The organism is Micromonospora sp. CA-248260 (genome assembly GCF_050942205.1).
GTDB lineage: Bacteria > Actinomycetota > Actinomycetes > Mycobacteriales > Micromonosporaceae > Micromonospora > Micromonospora antibiotica.
This window is the reverse complement of record NZ_CP192021.1, coordinates 1,244,714-1,265,767: the sequence shown is the minus strand read 5'-3', so window position 1 is coordinate 1,265,767 and position 21,054 is coordinate 1,244,714. Positions and strand designations below refer to the sequence as shown.

Below are 21,054 nucleotides of genomic sequence, written 5' to 3'. Positions count from 1 at the left end.
CGCCCTCAGCGGGGGGCGACGGCCGCGCGCCGTGCCGCCACCGCCGCGGTGGCCGCACGGTGCTGGCTGATCGCCGCCGCAGCGGCGAAGCCGAACGCCCCACCGGCCACGGCCGGCAGCACGGTCACGCTGTCGCCGTCGTTGAGCTTGGCGTCCAGCGCGCCCAGGAACCGGACGTCCTCGTCGTTGACGTAGACGTTGACGAAACGGTGCAGCACGCCCGCGTCGGTGACCAGCCGGGCCTTCAGGCCGGCGTGCCGGGTGTCCAGGTCGGTGAGCAGGTCGCCCAGGGTGTCCCCGGCGCCCTCGACGACCTTCGCGCCGCCGGTGTAGCTGCGCAGGATGGTGGGGATGCGAACCTCGATGGCCATGACGTACTCCTTGGTCGGGTGTGCCTCGGTGCCGGACGGAAAGGGTGTGCGGAGCTGAAGGTCAGCTGCCGGAACACTCGTAGTCGACCGTCGCCGGGCTCTGCCCGAACATGTAGGACTGGACCGCGTGCGGGTCCACCCCGGCGTCCACGATCCGCACCGGCTCCTCGGTCACCACGCCGTCGACGATCCGGAAGGACCGGATCTCCTCGGTGTCCGGCTCGCGGGTGGAGACCAGCAGGTAGTGCGCGCCCGGCTCACCGGCGAAGGCGACGTCCGTCCGGGACGGGTACGCCTCGGTCGCGGTGTGCGAGTGGTAGATGACGACCGGTTCCTCGTCGCGGTCGTCCATCTCCCGCCACACCCGCAGGTGCTCCATCGAGTCGAACTCGTAGAACGTCATCGAGCGGGCCGCGTTGTCCATCGGAATGTGCCGGGTAGGGGTGTCGCCGCCGACGGGTCCGGCGACGACCCCACACGCCTCGTCCGGGTGGTCCCGGCGCGCGTGGGCGACGATCGCCTCGACGATCGATCGGTCGATGCTCAGCACGACGACCAGCCTAGCGCCCGTCCGGCGGACCCGGCGAGGCGGTGACCGTCACAGTTCAGTCGATCAAGGCGTTGAGCAGGGATTCCTGGAGATAACCCAGATAGGCGTAGACCGACAGTTGGAACACCCGGGACGAGGTCGGGTCCTCGGCGACCGCGTCGTCGAGTTCCTCGCCCAGGTCCGTGCCGTCCTTGATCTCCAACCGGACACCCATCGCGAGCCGGGCGTCGTTGAGCGCCCGTAACCACGCCTCGGCCGCCTCCGCGTCCAGCCGCACCTCGCCGCCGGCGGAGTCGGGCAGCGCGGCCAGCACCGCGCCCGCCTGGTCGATCTTGGCGGTCTTCAGGTCGCCCTCGGTGTACCGACGGAACTCCGCCGCCCCGGCCGGATCGTCCGGGTAGGCGTCGGGAAAGAGCCGGCCCACGACCGGGTCGGCCGGGTCGAAGCCGTCGGTGAGCAGCCCGACCACCTCACTGGCGACCTTGCGCAGCACCCGGGCCTCGTCCACCGCGAAGGTCGCCACGTAACGGTCGCCCTGGCGACGGAACATGCTCACCGGATCATCTCCGTTCGCGACTGCGGGGCTCGCAACACCGGCTCACTCCTCGCGCTCACGAGCGGTCCACCGTCGCCCAGAGGCCGTACGCGTGCAGCTGCGACGCGTCGTGCTCCATCCGCTCCCGGGCGCCGCTGGACACCACGGCACGGCCCTTGTGGTGCACGTCCAGCATCAACTTCTCGGCCTTCTCCCGGCTGTAACCGAACAGCTTCTGAAAGACCCAGGTCACGTACGTCATGAGGTTGACCGGGTCGTCCCAGACGATCGTCACCCACTGCCGGTCCGCGACCGGCACCTCGTCGGTGTCCGGCGTCTCGACCGGTGCAACCTGTGGAGCCGCCATGCCCCCCATCGTGCCACCGGAAGTGGCGATCCGATGAACCGGAACGCCGGGGCGGCCTGGATCACCCTCCCGAGCTGCGGAAACCCGGCAAGGTACGGACACGGCGGGGATGCGCACGAAAACCCTCGGTGGCTCAGGCGAGCAGGATGCCGTGGTCGAGGGCGTCGGAGAGGACCCCGTCGAGCGAGAGCCGCAACGCCTCGAACCGCCGGGACACCTCGCGGGACAGGTCCAACTCGACCTCGCGCAGCGCCCGTTGCACCCAGGCGCGGGCCGCGTTCGGCTCGTCGTTGCCGGGGCTGCGCCAGTGTTGCCAGCACCCGCCGGAGAGGGCGACCCCGATCGGCGGCAGCACCTCGGTCCGCGGTGCGCCGGGATGACCGGCCAACGCGTCCAGCGCGCCGGCCCCGGACACCACCGCCACCCCTGCGGTGCTGGTTACCAGGAGCACCCGGTCCAGATCCTGGCCGGACGGGTGGTCGGCCAGCCCCCACCCGACGGCGGCGTCGATCCGCTGCCGCGCCCCCTCGGGCAACGATGCGCCGAAGACCCGGGCGGCAGCCTCGTCGACGATCTCCCGGGCGGCCCGGTCCTGCTGGCGGGTGGCGAGCAGGGAGAGGGCCTCCAGTTCCCGGTCGAGCAGTGTGGGTAGACCCGCGCAGCCCGCCCCGAAGACGATCTCCTGGACGGCACGCAGGTGGACGGCGGCCAGCTCGAGGGCGAGGTGCTGACGGATGGCACGGGCGCAGGACCGGCTCTGCCGCTGCAACCGGTCGCCCCAGTCGTCGCCGGGCGGGTCGGCGGCCACCGGCACCCGCCCGTGGCTGCCGGGCGGCAGCGGTGAACGCGAACTCGCCCGCCGCAGCCCTTCGACGGCCGACCAGCCGACCAGCGCCCGCCGCAGGCCCGGGTGCTCGGCCCGGTGCACGGGGAACCAGTCGGCCCCGGCCAGGTCCGGCACCGTGGCCAGCAGCGTGGCCCGGTGCGCCGCGACCGGATCGACCGCAGGGCCGGCCGGGGGCGGCGGGACGGACACCCCCGTGCCGTCGGTCGCCGCCGCCTCCGGTGGCACCCAGCCGCCCGCCCCCGGGGTGACCACGAAGAAGACCCGCGCCGAGGTACGGGCCACCTCGGCGAGCAGGTGCAGCTCGGCGGCGGTGAGGGTCTGGTCGGCGCCGATCACGAAGAGCAGCGCGCCGGAGCGGGTCACCGCGTCCAGCAGGACCCGCCCACCGGCCACGCCCAGGGTGTCGGTGTCCGGTGTGTCGAGCACGGCGAAGTGCCGCAGCAGCGGCTCCGGCAGGCTCAACTCGACCCGACGCGGCGCCCGGGCCAGCGCCGGGCCGGCCGCCGCCTGGTCGGCCCCGTAGAAGTGCGGCTGACGGTAGCCGGGTACGTAGGCCGCCCGGGTGGCGACCCGGGCGTGCCGGACCAGCAGGCTGCTGCCCGCCGGCACGGCGAGCATCCCGGAGGGGATCCCGAGCAGCGCGGCGAGCACCTCGCGGCGGGCCGCCCCGGCGGGGCCGGCGGCGACCACGGCGAGGGGTTCGTCGGGGTGGACCTCGTCGATCCGCAGGTGGCCCGGGAACGGGCCCGGGGCGCGCAGCCCGCCGGCACCGGGCTCGTCGGACGGGTCGTCGGTCAGGTCGACCCCGGGGGGTGGTCCGGGCTTCATGCGGCCTCCGCTTGACACGGGCGACGGTCTGCACCCGTGTAGGACGTCCGGTCGGTGACTTTTGGCTGCCGGAAGGTTACGGGGCGCACCCGACGTCACCGAAACATCCGAATACTCAGCGGTAACTGTGGCGTTACTCAACTTCACAGCGTCACCAGGCACCTCCGGACCGATTTACATCGATATGCTGCTCAGATGAGTCGGTGGAGTTTCGTCGGCCGAACGGATGAACTCAGCCGTCTGTTGGCAGCGGTGCACGACGAGCAGGGACACGGCCTCTTCTTCAGCGGCAGCGCGGGCGTCGGCAAGAGCCGGCTGCTGCGCGAGGGGGTGGCCGCGCTACCCACCGACCGCTACGCCCTGTCGTTCGTCGCGGCCAGCACGGCCACCGCGGCGCTGCCCTTCGGCGGGCTCGCCCCGGTGCTGCCGGCCGAGCAACCGCCGGGCCTGTCCCCCGCGGGGGTGCTGCGCTGGGGAGTCGAGGTGCTCCAGGAGCAGGCCGCCGGGCGGCGCATCGTGCTCGCCATCGACGACGCGCACCTGCTCGACCCGCCCTCGGCGGCGCTGGTCCACCTGCTCGCCCGCGCCGAGAACACCACCGTGCTGGGCACCCTGCGCAGCGGCGAGCAGATCCCGCTGCCCATCCGGGCACTGTGGACCGACGATCTCGTCACGCACGCCGAGCTGGCCCCCCTCGGCCCCGGCGAGACCGCCGGTCTGCTCGCCGCCCTGCTGGCCGGGCCGGTCGACTCCGGTTCCGCCGAGCGGTTGTTCCGGCTCTGCGCCGGCAACCCGCTGCTGCTGCGGGAGCTGGTGCTGGCCGCCACCACCGGGGGTGAGATGGTCCGCACCTACGGGTTGTGGCGGTGGACCGGGCGGTTGGAGCTGGCCCCCAGCCTCACCGATCTCATCGACACCCGGATCGGTCGATTGGCACCCGGGGTCCGGGCGGTGGTGGAGCTGGTCGCCTTCGGTGAACCGCTCGGCCTGCGGCTGCTCGACCGGGCCGCCGACCCGGCCGACGTCGAGGTCGCCGAGGAACGCGGCCTGATCACCGTCGTGCCGGACGACCGCCGGGTCGACGTCCGGCTCGCCCATCCGCTCTACGGCGAGGTGATCCGTCGGCGCTGCCCGGTCAGCCGGACCCGCCGCCTGCAGGCCCAGCTCGCCGAACGGGTGGAGCTGGCCGGCGCCCGCCGCCGGGGCGACCTGCTGCGGGTGGCGGTGTGGCGGCTGGACTCCGGCACCGCCCAGGACCCCGGTCTGCTGCTCCAGGCGGCCGTCCAGGCGTTCACCCGCTACGACGTGCCGCTGGCCACCCGGTTGGCCCGCGCGGCGCTCGACGCCGACGGCGGCTACGACGCCGCCGAACTCCTCGCCACCATCCTGATGTTCGGCGACCGGCCGACGGAGGCGATCGGGGTGCTCGACGCGGTGGCCGGTGACATCGCCTGTGAGCACCGCCGCAGCCGGTGGCTGACCGTACGCGGGATGGTCAGCTACTGGGGGCTCAGCGAACAGTCCACGGTGGACACTATCGCGGTGGCCGGGCAGGCCCTCACCGATCCCGGGCACCAGGCCCGGGTCCGCGCCTTCGAGGCGATCATGCGGCTGCACGGCCTGGACGTCGACACCGCGCTGCGACTCGGCCGGTCGGTGCTGGACCGCCCGGCGGCCAGTGTCGCGGCCCGGGAACTGGCCCGGTGCACGATCGCCCACGTCGACGCCGTGCACGGCCGGTTCCGGGCCAGCGCCACGGCGATCGACCGGGTGCAGGCGGAGGCGGCGAACTGGCGGGCCGACATGCCGTACCTGCAACTGGCCATGGAGTTGGCCCGGGGCACCCGGTTGGCGCTCTGCGGGGACCTCGCCGGCATCGACGCCATCGTGGCCGACGAGTTCGCCGACCAGGCCGGCGCCGGGGACTTCCGGCTCGGCACCGGCTACCTGTCCATCCTCCAGGCGTACGCGGCGCGGCTGCGGGGTCGCGGCGACGGCGCGCTCAAGGCCAGCCTCGGTGCCTGCGCGGTGCTCGCCACCAGCCGGGTCTTCGCCGGCCTGGCCCACGCCGAGCGGGCCCAGGCCGCGCTGCTGCGCGGCGACGTGGCGACCGCGGTCGCGGCGATGGCCGAGGCCGACCGCACCCAGGCCCCCGGCATGGCGGTGCTCCGACCATGGCTGGAGCAGGCCCGGGGCGCGGTGCTGGCGGCCGGGGGCGACCTGACCGGGGCCACCAGGCAGCTGTGCGAGCTGGCCGACCGGTTGCGCGCCGACGGCTTCGCCGGTCACGAGGCGCTGGTCCTGCACGACCTGGTCCGCCTCGGCCAGGCCACCGCTGCGGTCGGGCCGACCTGCACCGACAGCTTCCGGCGTACGGTCGCGCAGCGGCTGGCCGAACTCTCCGAGACCGTCGACGGGGTGCTGGCTCCGCTGCTCGCCCGGCACGCCCGGGCCGCCGCCGAGCGGGACGGGGCGGCCCTGCTGGAGGTGGCCGACGGATTCGCGAAGCTGGACCTGACGGTCTGGGCGGTCGACGCCACGGCGACGGCCCTGCATGGGTGGCGGCGCAACCGGTCGGCGTCGGCCGCCGCCGCGCACGAACGGCTCGCCGCCCTGCTCACCCGCTGTGACGAGATCCGTACCCCGGCGTTGGACGCGCTGCGCCCGACGCTGAGCGACCGGGAGCTGGAGATCGCCGGTTTCGCCGCCACCGGGGTGACCAGCCGGGCGATCGCGAGCCGGTTGTTCCTGTCGCACCGGACGGTGGAGAACCACCTCCAGCGGGTCTACAGCAAACTCGGCATCACCAGTCGCGCCGAGCTGGGCGCGGCGTTGCGGGCGATCCCGGGCCACGGCGGCGGCCCGGCCGGGTGAACTCTAGGCTGGGCTGGTGAGTCATCTTCGCCCTGCCCTGCTGACCGACCACTACGAGCTGACCATGGTCAGTGCCGCCCTGCGCGACGGCACCGCCGACCGCCGCTGCACCTTCGAGGTGTTCAGCCGGCGGTTGCCCACCGGACGCCGGTACGGGGTGGTCGCGGGGACCGGCCGGCTGATCGACATGATCAGGGACTTCCGGTTCACCGCGGAGGAGGTCGAGTTCCTGCTCCGGACCGGGGTGGTGGACGAGCCCGCCGCCCGGTGGTTGGCCGACTACCGCTTCACCGGTGACATCGACGGGTACGCCGAGGGTGAGCTGTTCTTTCCCGGCTCGCCGATCCTCACCGTCTCCGGGGGGTTCGCCGAGTGCGTGGTGCTGGAGACGCTGGTGCTGTCGGTGCTCAACCACGACTGCGCGGTGGCCGCGGCAGCCGCCCGGATGGTCACCGCGGCCCGGGGCCGGGCGCTGATCGAGATGGGTTCCCGGCGGGCCCACGAGGAGGCGGCGGTGGCTGCCGCACGGGCGGCGTACCTGGCCGGGTTCCGGTTCACCTCCAACCTGGCGGCCGGTCAGCGCTACGGCATCCCCACCGCCGGGACCGCCGCGCACGCGTTCACCCTGCTGCACGACGACGAGCGGACGGCGTTCGCCTCGCAGGTCGCCACGTTGGGCCGGGACACCACGCTGCTGGTCGACACGTACGACATCAGCCAGGGCATCCGGACCGCCATCGAGGTGGCCGGGCCGCAGCTGCGGGCGGTCCGGATCGACTCCGGCGACCTCGCGGTGATCGCCCAGCAGTCCCGGGAGCTGCTCGACTCGCTCGGCGCCACCGAGACGAAGATCATCGTGTCGGGGGATCTCGACGAGTACGCCATCGCCGCGCTCGCCGCCGAACCGGTCGACATGTACGGCGCGGGCACCGCCGTGGTCACCGGCTCCGGCGCACCCACCGCCAGCCTGGTCTACAAGTTGGTCGAGGTGGACGGCCGGCCGGTGGTCAAGCGTTCCGAGAACAAGGGCACCATCGGGGGCCGGAAGGTCGCGGTACGCCGGCACAAGCCCACCGGCACCGCCACCGAGGAGGTCGTCGTCTCGCAGGGCGTGCCGGACCGGCAGGCCAACGACCGGTCGCTCCAGCACTCGTTCGTGGTCGACGGCGAACCGGTCGAGCTGCCCACCATCGCCGAGTCCCGGGAGCACCTGCGGCAGTGCCTGATCTCCATCCCGTGGGAGGGGTTGAAGCTCTCCGCGGGTGATCCGGCGATCCCGGTCACGGTCGTGCCGGCTGGTTGAGCCGCCGGGGCAGACTGGGTCGTGCCGCAGGTGGATCACCGGCGGCGAGCGGAGAGGAAGGGCACCGATGGCCAACGCGCTGATCATCGTGGACGTGCAGAACGACTTCTGTGAGGGCGGTTCCCTGGCCGTCGCCGGGGGCGCGGGAGTCGCCGCCGGCATCTCGGGCCTGCTGGCCGGTGAACCGCAGCGGTGGGACCACGTGGTCGCCACCAAGGACTACCACGTCGACCCGGGGGCGCACTTCGGCGACCCGCCGGACTACGTCGAGTCGTGGCCCCGGCACTGCGTGGTCGGCACCCAGGGCAGCGAGTTCCACCCCGACCTGGTGACCGACCGGGTCGAGGCGGTCTTCCACAAGGGCGAGCACGCCGCCGCGTACTCCGGGTTCGAGGGGCACGCCGACGACGGTGAGACCCTGGCCGACTGGCTGCGCCGACGCGACGTCGACCGGGTCGACGTGGTCGGCATCGCCACCGACCACTGCGTGCGGGCCACCGCCCTGGACGCCGCCCGGGAGGGCTTCGCCACCACCGTGCTGCTCGACCTGACGGCGGCGGTCGCGCCGGCGACGCTGGACGTGGCGCTGCGGGCGATGGACGGTGCCGGGGTCGCCCTGCACGGCGAGCCGGTGATCAGCGCCGCATGAGCCGGTAATCGCTTGCCGATGTCGTACCCCCGGTCGAGGATGACCGCCGGAGGTACGGAGCATCATGACGTTGACGCCTTACCGGCTGGCCCTGGCCCAGCCCGGTCTGCGGGCCCTGCTGCTGGTGGCGGTGCTGGCCCGCATCCCGCTCACCGCGACCGGGGTGACGCTCACCTTCTACGTGGTGCTGGAGCTGGGCCGGGGCTACGGTGCCGCCGGCCTGGTCGGCGCCGCGTCGGTCGCCGGCGCGGCCATCGGTTCGCCCCTGCTCGGCCGGTTGGTGGACCGGCGCGGCCTGCGTCCGGTGGTCGCGGTGACCACCGCCGTCGAGGCGGTCTTCTGGGCGGGCGCCCCGACGTTGAGCCTGCCGCTGCTGCTGCCCGCCGCGTTCGTGGCCGGGCTGTTCGCGCTGCCGGTCTTCTCGGTGGTCCGGCAGTCGATCGCCGCCCTGGTGCCGGCGGAGCGCCGCCGCCCCGCGTACGCGCTGGACTCGATGTCGATGGAGCTGTCCTTCATGATCGGGCCGGCGCTGGCCGTGGCCCTGGCCACCGCCGTCTCCCCCCGGGTCACGCTCTGGGCGGTCGGCACCGGCATCGTCGGCGCCGGCATCGCCCTGTGGTTGCTCGACCCGCCGACCCGCGGTGCCGAGGAGCCGGTCGGCCCGCAGCCCCGGGTGCCGCGGCGGCAGTGGTTGACCAGCCGCCTGCTCGCCGTGTTCGCGGTGAGCGCCGCCGCGACGCTGGTGCTCGGCGGCACCGACGTGGCGGTGGTGGCCGTGCTGCGGGCCGGTGGCGAGGTCGGTTGGACAGGCGCGGTGCTCGCCGCCTGGGCGGTAGCCTCGCTGGTCGGCGGCTTCGCCTACGGTGCGGTCCGCCGTTCCTTCTCCCCGCTGGCGCTGGCCGCCCTGCTCAGCCTCTGCACCATTCCGGTCGGGTTGGGCGGCGACCACTGGTGGCTGCTCTGCCTGGCGCTGCTCCCGGCCGGCGCGCTCTGCGCCCCCACCATCGCCGCCACCGCCGACGCGGTCAGCCGACTCGCCCCCGCCGGGGTACGCGGGGAGGCGATGGGCCTGCACGGCTCCGCCACCACGGTCGGCATCGCGCTCGGCGCTCCGCTGGCCGGCGCGGTCATCGACGCCTCGGTGCCGCTCTGGGGCTTCGCGGTCACCGGGGCGGTGGGGTTGCTGGTGACCCTGGTGGTCCTGCCGACGGAGCTACGTCACCGCCGCCCGCCCGTCGCCCCGGCATCCGCCCTGTCCACGCCGGCACCAGAACCGGCACCGGCCGCCTGAGCCACGCCCGCACTCGTCCGGAGCCGTCGTCAACCGCGATGCCCGCGCCGCCGGGACACGTACCGCTGCGCGTGAGCGGTATGCCTGAGAGGCATGAGAATTATGACGCTCAGGCATACCGCCCCATCGAGAGTGGTTCACCCTGCGGGTTCGCACCGGGGGAGGCTCGACCAGGGTGTGATCTCCGCCGGCCCCTCCTCCTCGGTCATCCTGAGGAAGCCGAAGGGCACCGCGAAAAGCGAAGGGCACCGCGCCCCGGTGGGGTGCGGTGCCCTTCGGCGGTTCGGGTCGGGCGTCAGCGCTGGTCGAGGTTCCCGGAGGTGTCCTCCTGGTAGCTGGCGCCGCCGTTGACCTCGCTGGTCAGTGGCTTGGCACCACCCTCCGGCGGGCCGGCGAGGCTCTGGCCGGCGGCCAGCTCGGGGAACTTCGCGTCGAACGCCGGGCGCTCGGAGCGGATCCGGGGCATCCGGTCGAAGTTACGCAGTGGCGGCGGGGAGCTGGTCGCCCACTCCAGCGAGTTGCCGTGGCCCCACGGGTCGTCCACCTCGACGACCGGCCCGGTCTTGTACGACTTCCAGCAGTTCCAGATGAACGGCAGGGTCGAGATACCGGTGATGAACGCGCCGATCGTGGAGATCATGTTGAGCGTGGTGAAGCCGTCGCCGGGCAGGTAGTCGGCGTACCGGCGGGGCATGCCCTCGGCGCCGAGCCAGTGCTGCACCAGGAAGGTGGTGTGGAAGCCGATCATCGTGAGCCAGAAGTGAATCTTGCCCAGGCGCTCGTCGAGCATCCGGCCGAACATCTTGGGGAACCAGAAGTAGATGCCACCGAAGACGGCGAACACGATGGTGCCGAAGAGCACGTAGTGGAAGTGCGCCACGACGAAGTAGTTGTCGTGCAGGTGGAAGTCGAGCGGCGGGCTGGCCAGCAGGACCCCGGTCAGACCACCGAAGAGGAAGGTCACCAGGAAGCCGACGGCGAACAGCATGGGCGTCTCGAAGGTGATCTGGCCCCGCCACATGGTGCCGATCCAGTTGAAGAACTTCATGCCGGTCGGCACGGCGATCAGGTAGCTGAGGAAGCTGAAGAACGGCAGCAGCACCTGGCCGGTGGCGAACATGTGGTGCGCCCAGACGCTCATCGACAGGGCGGCGATGGAGATGGTGGCGGCGACGAGACCCTTGTAACCGAAGATCGGCTTGCGGGAGAAGACCGGGATGATCTCGGTGATGATGCCGAAGAACGGCAGCGCGATGATGTACACCTCGGGGTGACCGAAGAACCAGAAGAGGTGTTGCCACAGCATCGGGCCGCCGGTGGCCGGGTCGTAGACGTGCGCGCCGAGCAGCCGGTCCGCGGCCAGCGCGAAGAGCGCGGCGGCCAGCAGCGGGAAGACCAGGATCGCCAGCAGGCTGGTGACCAGCATGTTCCACGTGAAGATCGGCATCCGGAACATGGTCATGCCGGGGGCGCGCAGGGTCAGGATCGTGGTGATCAGGTTGACCGCGCCGAGGATGGTGCCCAGACCCGAGATGGCCAGGCCGACGACCCACATGTTCGCGCCGACGCCGGGCGAGTGCTCGATGCTGCTCAGCGGGGTGTAGGCGGTCCAGCCGAAGTCGGCGGCGCCGCCCGGGGTGAGGAAACCGGCGGTCGCCATCGTGCCGCCGAACAGGTACAGCCAGTAGGCGAAGGCGTTCAGCCGGGGGAACGAGACGTCGGGGGCGCCGATCTGCAACGGCACGACGTAGTTGGCGAACGCGAACACGATCGGGGTCGCGAAGAACAGCAGCATGATCGTGCCGTGCATGGTGAACAGCTGGTTGTACTGCTCCGGCGACAGGAACTGCATGCCCGGTCGGGCCAACTCGGCTCGCATGACCAGGGCCATCAGGCCACCGATCATGAAGAACACGAACGCGGTGACCATGTACATGATCCCGATCTGCTTCGCGTCCGTGGTGCGCAGCAGCCGCGCGATGGCCGACCCCTTGACCGGCTCTCGGACCGGCCATGGCCGGGTCACGACCGGCTTGGGTGCGACGGTGGTCACGAATGGCCTCCGGTTCTCGGTTGTCCCGCTCGGCACGCGTCGTCAGCTGCGGGCCGTCATCCGAAAGGATGTTAGTCCCCGGTAGGTGGCAGCACCGCTCGGGGTGCTCTGGCACCATGTCCGGCCTATCGTCGGGCCTACAGCGGGCCGACCAGGAGCCGGTAGTGCTCGCCGAAGATCCGCCCGCCCCGCCCGCGCAGCAACGGGTCGCGCAGCGCCGGCGGCACGTCGCGGGTGCGGTTGCGGTCCCGGGTCCGGTCCCGCACCCATCGGGTACGCGGACGACGACGGCTCTCGTACGCGACCAGGGCCGCCTCGACACTGCCGGCGGCCCGGAGCGACTCGGCGAGCACCACCGCGTCCTCGAGCGCCATGGCGATCCCCTGGGACAGGGTGGGTGCGGTGGCGTGCGCGGCGTCGCCGACCAGCAGTACCCGGCCCCGGTGCCAGCGGCCCAGCTCGACCTCGTCGGTGAGCCCGACCTGCACGTCGCGCCAGGCGGCCAGCACCGCCGGGACCGGCCCGCCGTAGCCGCCGAAGAGTTCGTGCAGCCGGGCGACCGGGTCGGCCGGGGCGACGGTGCCGGCCTCGTCGGCGTAGCAGTAGAGCCGCCCGGCACCGAGCGGCACCACGAGGAAGCCGGCCCGCCGGCCGAGCAGCGCCGTCCAGTCGGCGACGTCGGGGCCGTCGCGTACCACGCCCCGGTAGACCACCTGGCCGGCGGGGCGGGGTGGACCGCCGAGCGCGGCCAGGGAGCGGACCGCCGAGCGGGGGCCGTCGGCGCCGATCACCAGGTCGTACTCGCCGCCGGTGCCGTCGGTGAAGGTGACCGCGACCCCGGCGGGCAGCAGCTCCACGGTGCTCACCTCGGCGCCGTGCCGCACCGCGCCCCCGGCCCCGCTGAGCAGCACCTGGTAGAGGTCGCGGCGGGGCAGCGCCCGGCACTCACCCACCTCGGCCCAGAGCGTGTCGAGGTCCACCTCGCAGAGCGGGTCGCCGGCGGCGTCGAGGAAGCGCTGGCGGTGGATCACCTGCCCGAGGGGGCGGACCGGGCCGTCGAGGTCCAGTCGTCGTAGTGCGCGGGCGGCGTTGCCGGGCAGGTAGAGGCCGGTGTCGGCGAGCTCGTTGGGCGGGAGCTTCTCGGTGACGTCGGGCCGGAAGCCGGCCAGCCGCAGGGCCCGGGCGACGGCCAGGCCGGCGATGCCCGCGCCGACGACGAGGATGCGCAGGGGGGAGCCACGCATGGTGGTGTACGCCTCCGGAGGGGATCGGCACGCGGTGAAGGCAAGACACTACTCCGCGCGATCGGCGCACACCAGGGCCGGTGAGACCCATCGCCACCCTCCGGACTGGACAGAAAGTGGTTCAGCCCGTCGAACGCCGTTCGATTGAAGAATACCCATGGGCCGGAAGTCGTTCGTCTCACTAGAGTGACGGCGTGACGACGGACGAGTCATACCGCTCGGTCAAGTCGGCGGGCCGCGCGCTGGACGTGCTGGAGGCGTTGGCCGCCCCCGCCGGCCCCCGCTCGCCGGTGGAGCTGAGCCGGGCACTGGGCATCCCCAAGAGCAGCCTGCACGCCATCCTGCGGACCCTGTTGGACCGCGAGTGGGTGGCCGCCGATCCGACCGGCACCCGGTTCTCGGTGGGCCTGCGGGCGCTGGAGGTCGGGGCGGCCTTCCTGGCCGGCGCGGACGCCGCCGCCCTCTACGACGTGACCCTGGACCGGCTCGCCGGGTGCTCCGGAGAGACGGTCCAGCTCTACCGCCTGGACCGCGGCTCGGTGGTGCTGCTGGCCCGGCGGGACTCGGCGCACATCGTCCGGCCAGTCTGCGCGGTGGGGCGTCGGCTGCCGGCGCACGCCACCGCGGCCGGCAAGGCGTTGCTCGCCGCGCGGACCGACGAGGAGGTCGACCGGCTGCTCCAGTGGCCGCTGGCGGCGGCCACCGGGCGGACGGTCACCACGCCGGAGGCGCTGCGGGCCGAGCTGGCGGCGGTCCGGCGGCGGGGCTGGGCCGAGGAGTGGGAGGAGTGCAGCCCGGGGCTGGCGGCGGTGGCGGTGGCCGTACCGCTGCGAGAGCCGGCGGTGGACGCGATCTCGGTGGCCGCGCCGGTGGACCGGCTGGGGCCGGAGGCGCGGACCCGGCTGGCGGCGGTGCTGCGGGAGGCGGCGCTCCAGGCCCGGACGGCCCGCGCGCTGCTCGCGCCCAACCGGTAGGACGTGGTTCACGTACGTGGACATGATCGCCCGTTAACTTAACCGGTTCAGTTGCGCGACAGTTTCAAGTGTGTAAATGTGACAGGGACCATGGGAGCGCTCCCGGTCATATCCGAGACAAGGTCCGGCGCCCCGCGCCGCAGCCAAGGAGCATCATGAAGCGTCCATTGCGGGCCCTCGCCGCCGCCGGCCTCCTGGCCGTCGGCACGATCGTGGCCGTCGCCGTCGGCGGCACCGCCTCCGCCGACACCCAGATCTGCGAGCAGTACGGCTCCACCGTCATCGGCGGCCGGTACGTGGTCCAGAACAACCGCTGGGGCACCACCGCCCAGCAGTGCATCAACGTCACCGGCAGCGGTTTCAACATCACCAGCCAGCAGGGTTCCGCGCCGACCAACGGCGCACCGGTGTCGTACCCGTCGATCTTCGTGGGCTGCCACTACACCAACTGCTCGCCGGGCACCAACCTGCCGGCCCAGGTGAAGTCGATCAGCAGCGCCCCCGGCAGCATCTCCTTCAACTACGTGGGTGGCGCGATCTACGACGCCGCCTACGACATCTGGCTCGACCCGTCGCCCAAGCGGGACGGGGTCAACGCCATGGAGATCATGATCTGGTTCAACCGGCAGGGCAGCATCCAGCCGATCGGCTCCCCGGTGGGCAACGCCAACATCGCGGGCCGCAGCTGGGAGGTGTGGCGCGGCAACAACGGCGGCAACAACGTCATCTCCTACGTCGCGCCGTCGGCGATCCAGGGCATGAGCTTCAACGTGCTGGACTTCATCGCCGACACCCGTAACCGGGGGGCGATCACCAACGACTGGTACCTGACCAGCATCCAGGCCGGCTTCGAGCCGTGGCAGGGCGGTGCCGGGCTCGCCGTCACCAACTTCTCCCAGACCGTCAACACCGGCGGCAACCCGCCGCCCACCACCGCCCCGCCGACCACGCCCCCGCCCACCGGCGGCGGCTGCGCGGTGAAGTACACGTCCAACTCGTGGAACAACGGGTTCACCGCCGACGTGACGATCACCAACCGGGGCTCCGGCGCCATCAACGGCTGGACCCTGACCTACAACCTGCCCAGCGGGCAGCAGGTCACCAGCTCGTGGAACGCCACCGTCAGCCAGAGCGGGTCGACGGTGACCGCCCGCAACGCCGCGCACAACGGCAGCATCTCCCCCGGTGGCACCGCGACCTTCGGCTACCAGGGCTCGCTGAACGGGACGTACTCGGCGCCGACCAGCTTCTCGCTCAACGGCGTCGCCTGCGCCCGCGCCTGACCCCACACCACCCACCACCACGCGGGGGCGTGACCGGCCGGTCACGCCCCCGCACCCCGTCCGGGCTCAACCGCCCAGGGCGTCGATGTCGCGCATCTCCTCGGCGGTCAGCGAGAAGTTCCAGATGTCGGCGTTGGCGCGGATGCGCTCCGGGGTCACCGACTTCGGGATCACCACGATCTCGTGGTCGACGTGCCAGCGCAGCACCACCTGCGCCGGTGAGACGTCGTGCGCGGCGGCGATCCGGGTCAGCACCGGGTCGGCCAGGTCGCTGGCCTTGAACGGGCTGTAGCCCTCCAGCACGATCCCCCGGTCCCGGTGCTCGGTGTGCCGCTGCCGGTCGTACAGCGTCGGGCTCCACCGGATCTGGTTGACCGCCGGGTTCTCCTCGGTGGCCTGGATCAGCTCGTCGAGCTGGGCGGTGGCGTAGTTGCTCACCCCCACCGCCCGGGTGAGGTTCTCGTCCCGGGCGGCCAGCAGCTCGCGCCAGACCGGGATGCTGTCCGCCGGTGACGACGGCGGCCAGTGGATCAGCCACAGGTCGACGTGGTCGGTGCCCAGCGCCCGCAGGCTCGCCTCGAGCGTCTCCCGTTCCCGGCCGACCCGGTCCGGCGGCAGCTTGGTGGTGATGAAGACGTCCTCGCGGCGTAACCCGCTCTCCCGTACCGCCCGACCCACCTCCTCCTCGTTGCCGTACATGGTGGCGGTGTCGAGGTGCCGGTAGCCGGCGTCCAGCGCGGCCAGCACCGCGTCGTAGCCGGCCTGGCCGGTGGCCTGCCAGGTGCCGAAACCGAGCAGCGGCATCCGGACGTCGCCGGGGAGCAGGACGGTGGGTTGGTCGAGGTCCATGCCGACCCTTCTACCCGACATCGGAGCGGACATGCCGCGCCCCCGGCGAACCCGGACGGATTGCCGGAGAATGCCGGTGTGCCGAGCATCGACCCGGGCCGACGGCGAGGAGCATCGTGTACCTGACCCACCTGGAATGTCCCCGCTGCGGTCGGGAGCACGACCCCGGCCGGCTCACCAACCTCTGCACGTGCGGCTCGCCGCTGTTGGCCCGCTACGACCTGGCCGCGGTGGCCGCCGCCGTGACCCCCGAGCGGTTCGGGTTGCGCCCCGCCGACCTGTGGCGTTACCGGGAACTGCTGCCGGTGGCCGACGAGCGGCACGTCACCACGCTGGGTGAGGGGTGGACGCCGCTGTTGCGCGCCCCGGCGTACGGCCACGAGATCGGCATCGCCGACCTGATCGTCAAGGACGAGGGACTCACCCCGACCGGGTCGTTCAAGGCCCGGGGGGCGGCGGTCGGGGTGAGCCGGGCCCGGGAGCTGGGCGTACGACGGCTCGCCATGCCCACCAACGGCAACGCCGGGGCGGCCTGGGCGACGTACGCGGCACGGGCCGGGATGGCGGCGACCATCGTGATGCCGTTGGACGCCCCGGTCATCTGCCGCCGCGAGTGCGTGGCCGCCGGGGCCGACCTGCGCCTGGTCGACGGGTTGATCGGCGATGCCGGACGCTGGGTGGCCGAGCTGGTGGCCGACGCCGACGGGGCCGTCTTCGACGCCGGCACACTGCGCGAGCCCTACCGGCTGGAGGGCAAGAAGACGATGGGGTACGAGATCGTCGAGCAGCTCGGCTGGCAGGTGCCCGACGTGATCATCTACCCGACCGGTGGCGGGGTGGGCCTGATCGGCATCCACAAGGCCCTGCACGAGCTGCGGGAGCTGGGCTGGGTGGGCGACAAGCTGCCCCGGTTGGTGGCCGTGCAGTCCACCGGCTGCGCGCCGATCGTCCGGGCGTTCGCCGCCGGGGAGGACCGCGCCCGGCCCTGGGTCGACGCGCACACGGTGGCGTTCGGGATCACCGTGCCGGCCCCGCTGGGCGACGAGCTGATCCTGACCGCGCTGCGGGAGAGCAGCGGCACGGCGGTCGCCGTGGACGACGCGGAGATCCTCGCCGACCTGCGGGACTTCGCCGCCCGGGAGGGGTTGCTGCTCTGCCCGGAGGGGGCGGCCTGCCTGACCGCCGCCCGCCACCTGCGCGCCGGTGGCTGGATCCGGGCCGACGAGCGGGTGGTGGTGCTGAACACCGGATCGGGGCTCAAGTATCCGGAGACGGTCGACGTCTCCGGCGTACCGGTGCGGTGACCGCCGGCCGCCCGGGTGCCGATCCGCGTCCCACGGACGGCACGTCCCACGGGACGCCGGTGGCGTCGGCGCCACCGGCGAGCAGTAGCGGACCTGCCGGATCTCGACGACGACGAAGGGCCCCGGCCACACGCACCGGGCGTGGGCAGGGGCCCTGTCGGTCGGCTCCGCCGGTCGGCGGCGGCACCGGGTCAGGACGTCGGCGGCTCGTCCTGGCCGGCGGCCTCCGCCGCGTCGGCTTCCTCCTTGGTCCGGTGCACCACCTGGTCGGCGTGCTCCGGCGGGCCGTAGACGGTGTAGAGGACCAGCGGGTTGGGCCCGGTGTTGACGAAGTTGTGCTTCGTCCCGGCCGGCACCACCACCAGGTCACCCTGGGCGACCTCCCGCGTCTCCCCGCCGACCCGGGCCTCACCGGTGCCGCTGACGAAGGTCAGGATCTGGTCGATCCCGTCGTGGACCTCCTCGCCGATCTCGCCGCCCGGCGGAATGGTCATGATCACCAACTGGGTCTTCTCGCCGGTCCAGAGCACCCGGCGGAAGTCTGGGCTCTTCTGGGCGACCGTCGCGATCGTGAAATGCTCCATGTTCCGCTCATACCCGCAACGACGACAGATCACGCCGGGCCGTGCAGATGATGGAATTCCCCGCCCCGGGCAGGTTTGCCCGTCGCCGGATCGGGCAACGAGCACTCCAGACCGGCACGGGCGATCGCACCGGTCGAACCAGGTCCCCGCTGGCGTACCGCCGGATGGCTGCGATGGTGGGAGACGGTCGGAGCGCGGCGACGGACGGCCGGTGGGTCGTACGGCGCCGTGCGCCCGTTCAGGCCAACACCGCCAGGTGGAACGGACGGTCGGAGACGCTGCCGTCGGTGGCGAACGTCTTGACGAACACCCCGTTGGGGATGCCGGTCCGCCCCACCACGCTGATGCCACCGGGCGGCGCGAGCCCGGCGCTGCCGGCCAACCCGATCGTGCCCACGTAACCGGCCCGGCTCACGTCCTGGTCGAAGACGACCTGGTACATGCCGGGGGCGAGCCGGGTGGCGGAGGCCGCGCCGAGACCACGGGCCAGGATGCCGTTGGCGTGCACCACGGCGTAGAGCATCCGGGCCGAGGCGGGCATGCCGGTCTGCCGGTAACTGACCAGTTGGGCATCGGCCAGGGCCACGTCGTCGCGGCCGGGGACGGGTTGGGTGGCCGGGCGACGCCGGGGACCGGTGCTGGACATGGTGCTCCTGCCTGCCGGCCACCTTCTCGGGCCGGGAGCGATGGGGGGTGACTCCACGATCCGCGCCGTACGACCCGGATCCGTACCTCGAAAATATGTCGGTCATGCCGGCTACCACCAGTCGACCGCATGTCCAGTAGCTGACATAAACCCGCCGTGAGCTGCGCAAACTCCGCCCATCGGCCGAGCTGCGCCCGCCTGCGGAGCTGCGCCCGGCCGGCGGGCGGGTCGGCGACCGGGGCTAGCCTGCTGGGGTGGCCCGACTGCTGCTCGTCGAGGACGATCTGACCATCCGTACCCCGCTGGTCCGGGCGCTGCGCGACCGGGGACACGCGGTGGCCGCCGCGTCGACCGCGATGGAGGGTTTGCGGCACACCCTCGACGACCGGCCCGACCTGGTGGTGCTCGACCTCGGCCTGCCCGACCTCGACGGCGGCGAGCTGTTGCGGATGCTGCGTGCGGTCAGCGCCGTACCGGTGATCGTGGCCACCGCCCGCGACGACGAGCGGGAGATCGTCCGGCTGCTCGACGCCGGGGCGGACGACTACGTCGTCAAGCCGTTCACCGCCGTGCAGCTCGACGCCCGGGTGCGGGCGGTGCTGCGCCGGGGCAGCCCCGACCGGCCCGACGGCGAGGCCGTGCTGGCGGTCGGCGGGCTGCGCGTCGACCCGCGCGCCCGCCAGGTCACCCTGGACGGCGTACCGGTGGAGCTGACTCCGCGCGAGTTCGACCTGCTGCACCACCTCGCCGGCCGGCCCGGTGCGGTGGTGACCAAACGGGAGCTGCTCACCGAGGTCTGGCGGATCCCCTACGGCGGGGCGGACAAGACCGTCGACGTGCACCTGTCCTGGCTGCGCCGCAAGCTCGGGGAGAGTGCCCAGCAGCCGCGCTACCTGCACACCGTGCGCGGGGTCGGGGTGCGGCTCGCCCCGCCGGCGGACGACCGGTGAGCCGGCGACACGGCGCACCCGGCAGCGGCAGGTCCCGGTCTGCTGCCGACGCACCCGGCAGGGTGACGACCGGCCGGTGCCCCGACCGGGGTCGGGGCACCGGCTCGGCGGTGGGTCAGCGGACGGCGCAGGTCAGCACCGTCGGGGCCTGGTTGTCACCGGTGCCGACCAGGCCCCAGCTGGTGGTCGCGCCGGGCGGCAGGCTGCCGTTGTAGTTGGCGTTGGTGGCGGTGACCTGCCGGCCGGACTGACTGACCGTGGCGTTCCAGGACGAGGCGATCTGCTGTGCCCCCGCGAAGGTCAGCGCGGTGGTCCAGCCGGTGATGGTGGTGCTGCCGACGTTGCGCACCGTCACCTCGGCCTGGAAGCCGCCCGACCAGTAGCCGGTCACCCGGTATCCGGCCGAGCAACCGGCCACCGGCGCGGGCGTGCCGGTGGGGATGCCGGTCGGCGTCACGGTGGGGGTGGCCGACGGCGTCACGGTGGGGGTGGCCGACGGCGTCGCGGTGGGGGTGCCGGTCGGCGTCGCGGTGGGGGTCGGGGTCGTCCCGTCCGAGGTGGTGTAGTCGGCCCGGGTGTACGCCGCCGAGCACGTCCCACCGCAGGAGGCGGGCAGCGCGAACCGGTAGACCCGACCGTTGTTGACCAGCGTGCCGGCCGCGTCGCGGACCCGGATCTGGAAGTCGGTGCCACCGGACGCGGTCGCCCCGATCACGTACGACTGTCCCATGTCGCTGTTCATCGTGGCGGCCGTCCACACCCCACCGGCCAGGTATTCCACCCCGTGGATGCCGTTGGGCAGGTGCGAGACGGCGATCGCCGGCCAGTACCGCTGGGCGCCCTTCATGAAGCCGATCCGGATGTCGCCGGAGTAGTCCGGCGCGGGCACGAACGACCAGGAGACGTGCCGGTTGTTCCAGTGGGTGGGGTTCAGGTCCCCCACCGGTGTCCCGTTGCGCACGAACCGGTTGAGCGAGGCGGTGGAGAGGTCCAGGTGGTAGGGGTCGTCACGGCACCAGGCGTTGCCGTCGCCGCAACTGTCCGCCACCACCATGGTCAGGGTCGCCCCGTTGTAGGCGTCCGTAATCCACGAACCGTTGCGGCAGAACGGCTGCCCCGGTGCGCCGTCGTTGACGCCGGTGCAGTAGTCGCCGATGGTGACCCGCACGAAGCGACCACAGTTGAGGCCGTTGTTCCACAGCCCGATCTTCGCCGCCTGGCTGGCCGGGATCGGCCGCAGCGGGTACGACGAGTAGTCACCGGGCAGGTCGTAGGCGTTGAGCGCGACGAAGTCCGGCGAGTCCAGCTCCGCCTGGGGCAGGCCGCAGCCGCCGTACGGGGCACCGAGGCCGTCGAAGTGGGTGGCGTTGCCGGTGACCGGGGTGCTCGGCTCGGGCACCGCGAGCGCACGGGCGGGCAGCGGAACGGCCAGCAGCAGCGCGGCGGCGGTCAACGCCGCGAGCAGGCCGGCACGGTGACACGACGATGTCATGGGGGTACGCCTTCCGGGCAGGATGGAGCGGGGACATGGTGATCGGATGCCCTTCCACGC

19 protein-coding genes are annotated in these 21,054 nt (G+C 72.8%); 8 read left to right on the top strand and 11 right to left on the bottom strand.

Annotated features, from left to right (window positions below; all coding sequences use genetic code 11):
- Window positions 1-5 precede the first annotated feature (5 nt).
- From ACQP2H_RS05900 to ACQP2H_RS05880, 5 genes are all read right to left on the bottom strand, one after another.
- Window positions 6-371: a MoaD/ThiS family protein gene (locus ACQP2H_RS05900; protein ID WP_219467707.1), complete on the bottom strand. Its 366-nt coding sequence runs from the start codon at window positions 369-371 to the stop codon at window positions 6-8.
- Between the two features lie 61 nt (window positions 372-432).
- Entirely contained in the window at window positions 433-921 is a 489-nt protein-coding gene (locus tag ACQP2H_RS05895; protein WP_067313938.1) for a Mov34/MPN/PAD-1 family protein, read from the bottom strand.
- Between the two features lie 55 nt (window positions 922-976).
- The gene (locus tag ACQP2H_RS05890; RefSeq protein ID WP_219470718.1) at window positions 977-1,471 is read right to left on the bottom strand and encodes a DUF2017 domain-containing protein; all 495 of its coding nucleotides are present in this window, start codon (window positions 1,469-1,471) and stop codon (window positions 977-979) included.
- 61 nt (window positions 1,472-1,532) lie between these two features.
- The gene (gene clpS, locus ACQP2H_RS05885) at window positions 1,533-1,823 is read right to left on the bottom strand and encodes an ATP-dependent Clp protease adapter ClpS (RefSeq protein ID WP_091251593.1); all 291 of its coding nucleotides are present in this window, start codon (window positions 1,821-1,823) and stop codon (window positions 1,533-1,535) included.
- Between the two features lie 133 nt (window positions 1,824-1,956).
- Window positions 1,957-3,498, bottom strand: a complete 1,542-nt coding sequence (locus ACQP2H_RS05880) for a hypothetical protein (RefSeq protein WP_219467702.1) — start codon at window positions 3,496-3,498, stop codon at window positions 1,957-1,959.
- A 195-nt stretch (window positions 3,499-3,693) separates the two neighbouring features.
- Here ACQP2H_RS05880 and ACQP2H_RS05875 point away from each other — a divergent pair, with 195 nt between their 5' ends.
- From ACQP2H_RS05875 to ACQP2H_RS05860, 4 genes are all read left to right on the top strand, one after another.
- Window positions 3,694-6,372: a LuxR C-terminal-related transcriptional regulator gene (locus ACQP2H_RS05875; RefSeq protein WP_219467697.1), complete on the top strand. Its 2,679-nt coding sequence runs from the start codon at window positions 3,694-3,696 to the stop codon at window positions 6,370-6,372.
- 16 nt (window positions 6,373-6,388) lie between these two features.
- On the top strand, window positions 6,389-7,675 hold the full coding sequence (locus tag ACQP2H_RS05870; protein WP_208567437.1) for a nicotinate phosphoribosyltransferase: 1,287 nt from the start codon (window positions 6,389-6,391) through the stop codon (window positions 7,673-7,675).
- Window positions 7,676-7,742: 67 nt separating this feature from the next.
- Window positions 7,743-8,324 (top strand): isochorismatase family protein, encoded by a 582-nt coding sequence (locus ACQP2H_RS05865; RefSeq protein WP_357534747.1) that lies wholly within the window; start codon window positions 7,743-7,745, stop codon window positions 8,322-8,324.
- Window positions 8,325-8,388: 64 nt separating this feature from the next.
- The gene (locus tag ACQP2H_RS05860; RefSeq protein ID WP_357534749.1) at window positions 8,389-9,615 is read left to right on the top strand and encodes an MFS transporter; all 1,227 of its coding nucleotides are present in this window, start codon (window positions 8,389-8,391) and stop codon (window positions 9,613-9,615) included.
- 295 nt (window positions 9,616-9,910) lie between these two features.
- Here ACQP2H_RS05860 and ctaD read toward each other — a convergent pair whose 3' ends face one another.
- Both ctaD and ACQP2H_RS05850 read right to left on the bottom strand, forming a co-directional pair.
- Window positions 9,911-11,668: an aa3-type cytochrome oxidase subunit I gene (gene ctaD, locus ACQP2H_RS05855; protein WP_219467692.1), complete on the bottom strand. Its 1,758-nt coding sequence runs from the start codon at window positions 11,666-11,668 to the stop codon at window positions 9,911-9,913.
- Window positions 11,669-11,805: 137 nt separating this feature from the next.
- A complete protein-coding gene (locus ACQP2H_RS05850) occupies window positions 11,806-12,912 on the bottom strand; it encodes an FAD-dependent monooxygenase (RefSeq protein ID WP_145918112.1) in 1,107 nt (368 codons plus the stop codon).
- Window positions 12,913-13,106: 194 nt separating this feature from the next.
- Between ACQP2H_RS05850 and ACQP2H_RS05845 the strand changes: the two genes are divergently transcribed.
- Both ACQP2H_RS05845 and ACQP2H_RS05840 read left to right on the top strand, forming a co-directional pair.
- Window positions 13,107-13,886, top strand: coding sequence for an IclR family transcriptional regulator (locus tag ACQP2H_RS05845; RefSeq protein WP_208570980.1), 780 nt, complete (start codon window positions 13,107-13,109; stop codon window positions 13,884-13,886).
- A 155-nt stretch (window positions 13,887-14,041) separates the two neighbouring features.
- Window positions 14,042-15,169 carry a GH12 family glycosyl hydrolase domain-containing protein gene (locus ACQP2H_RS05840; RefSeq protein ID WP_219467686.1) on the top strand — a complete coding sequence of 376 codons (1,128 nt, stop codon included), beginning with the start codon at window positions 14,042-14,044 and terminating at the stop codon, window positions 15,167-15,169.
- 66 nt (window positions 15,170-15,235) lie between these two features.
- On the opposite strand, the gene ACQP2H_RS05835 is transcribed toward ACQP2H_RS05840, so the two are convergent.
- Window positions 15,236-16,018, bottom strand: a complete 783-nt coding sequence (locus ACQP2H_RS05835) for an aldo/keto reductase (RefSeq protein ID WP_219467684.1) — start codon at window positions 16,016-16,018, stop codon at window positions 15,236-15,238.
- 116 nt (window positions 16,019-16,134) lie between these two features.
- Between ACQP2H_RS05835 and ACQP2H_RS05830 the strand changes: the two genes are divergently transcribed.
- A complete protein-coding gene (locus ACQP2H_RS05830) occupies window positions 16,135-17,322 on the top strand; it encodes a threonine synthase (RefSeq protein WP_219467681.1) in 1,188 nt (395 codons plus the stop codon).
- 191 nt (window positions 17,323-17,513) lie between these two features.
- On the opposite strand, the gene ACQP2H_RS05825 is transcribed toward ACQP2H_RS05830, so the two are convergent.
- Window positions 17,514-17,906: a cupin domain-containing protein gene (locus ACQP2H_RS05825; protein WP_219467678.1), complete on the bottom strand. Its 393-nt coding sequence runs from the start codon at window positions 17,904-17,906 to the stop codon at window positions 17,514-17,516.
- Between the two features lie 238 nt (window positions 17,907-18,144).
- Window positions 18,145-18,552: a hypothetical protein gene (locus tag ACQP2H_RS05820; RefSeq protein ID WP_219467676.1), complete on the bottom strand. Its 408-nt coding sequence runs from the start codon at window positions 18,550-18,552 to the stop codon at window positions 18,145-18,147.
- Between the two features lie 254 nt (window positions 18,553-18,806).
- On the opposite strand from ACQP2H_RS05820, the gene ACQP2H_RS05815 reads away from it, so the two are divergent.
- On the top strand, window positions 18,807-19,502 hold the full coding sequence (locus tag ACQP2H_RS05815; RefSeq protein WP_357534755.1) for a response regulator transcription factor: 696 nt from the start codon (window positions 18,807-18,809) through the stop codon (window positions 19,500-19,502).
- Window positions 19,503-19,617: 115 nt separating this feature from the next.
- Here the strand turns inward: ACQP2H_RS05815 and ACQP2H_RS05810 are convergent, their stop codons facing one another.
- Complete coding sequence (locus tag ACQP2H_RS05810) at window positions 19,618-20,994, bottom strand: cellulose binding domain-containing protein (RefSeq protein WP_357534757.1); 1,377 nt, start codon at window positions 20,992-20,994, stop codon at window positions 19,618-19,620.
- Window positions 20,995-21,054: the final 60 nt, after the last annotated feature.

Coding starts and splice junctions, on each gene's coding strand:
- ACQP2H_RS05900 (WP_219467707.1), bottom strand. CDS start 371: ATGGCCATCGAGGTTCGCATCCCCACCATCCTGCGCAGCTACACCGGC.
- ACQP2H_RS05890 (WP_219470718.1), bottom strand. CDS start 1,471: ATGTTCCGTCGCCAGGGCGACCGTTACGTGGCGACCTTCGCGGTGGAC.
- clpS (WP_091251593.1), bottom strand. CDS start 1,823: ATGGCGGCTCCACAGGTTGCACCGGTCGAGACGCCGGACACCGACGAG.
- ACQP2H_RS05880 (WP_219467702.1), bottom strand. CDS start 3,498: ATGAAGCCCGGACCACCCCCCGGGGTCGACCTGACCGACGACCCGTCC.
- ACQP2H_RS05875 (WP_219467697.1), top strand. CDS start 3,694: ATGAGTCGGTGGAGTTTCGTCGGCCGAACGGATGAACTCAGCCGTCTG.
- ACQP2H_RS05865 (WP_357534747.1), top strand. CDS start 7,743: ATGGCCAACGCGCTGATCATCGTGGACGTGCAGAACGACTTCTGTGAG.
- ACQP2H_RS05860 (WP_357534749.1), top strand. CDS start 8,389: ATGACGTTGACGCCTTACCGGCTGGCCCTGGCCCAGCCCGGTCTGCGG.
- ACQP2H_RS05850 (WP_145918112.1), bottom strand. CDS start 12,912: ATGCGTGGCTCCCCCCTGCGCATCCTCGTCGTCGGCGCGGGCATCGCC.
- ACQP2H_RS05840 (WP_219467686.1), top strand. CDS start 14,042: ATGAAGCGTCCATTGCGGGCCCTCGCCGCCGCCGGCCTCCTGGCCGTC.
- ACQP2H_RS05835 (WP_219467684.1), bottom strand. CDS start 16,018: ATGGACCTCGACCAACCCACCGTCCTGCTCCCCGGCGACGTCCGGATG.
- ACQP2H_RS05825 (WP_219467678.1), bottom strand. CDS start 17,906: ATGGAGCATTTCACGATCGCGACGGTCGCCCAGAAGAGCCCAGACTTC.
- ACQP2H_RS05820 (WP_219467676.1), bottom strand. CDS start 18,552: ATGTCCAGCACCGGTCCCCGGCGTCGCCCGGCCACCCAACCCGTCCCC.
- ACQP2H_RS05810 (WP_357534757.1), bottom strand. CDS start 20,994: ATGACATCGTCGTGTCACCGTGCCGGCCTGCTCGCGGCGTTGACCGCC.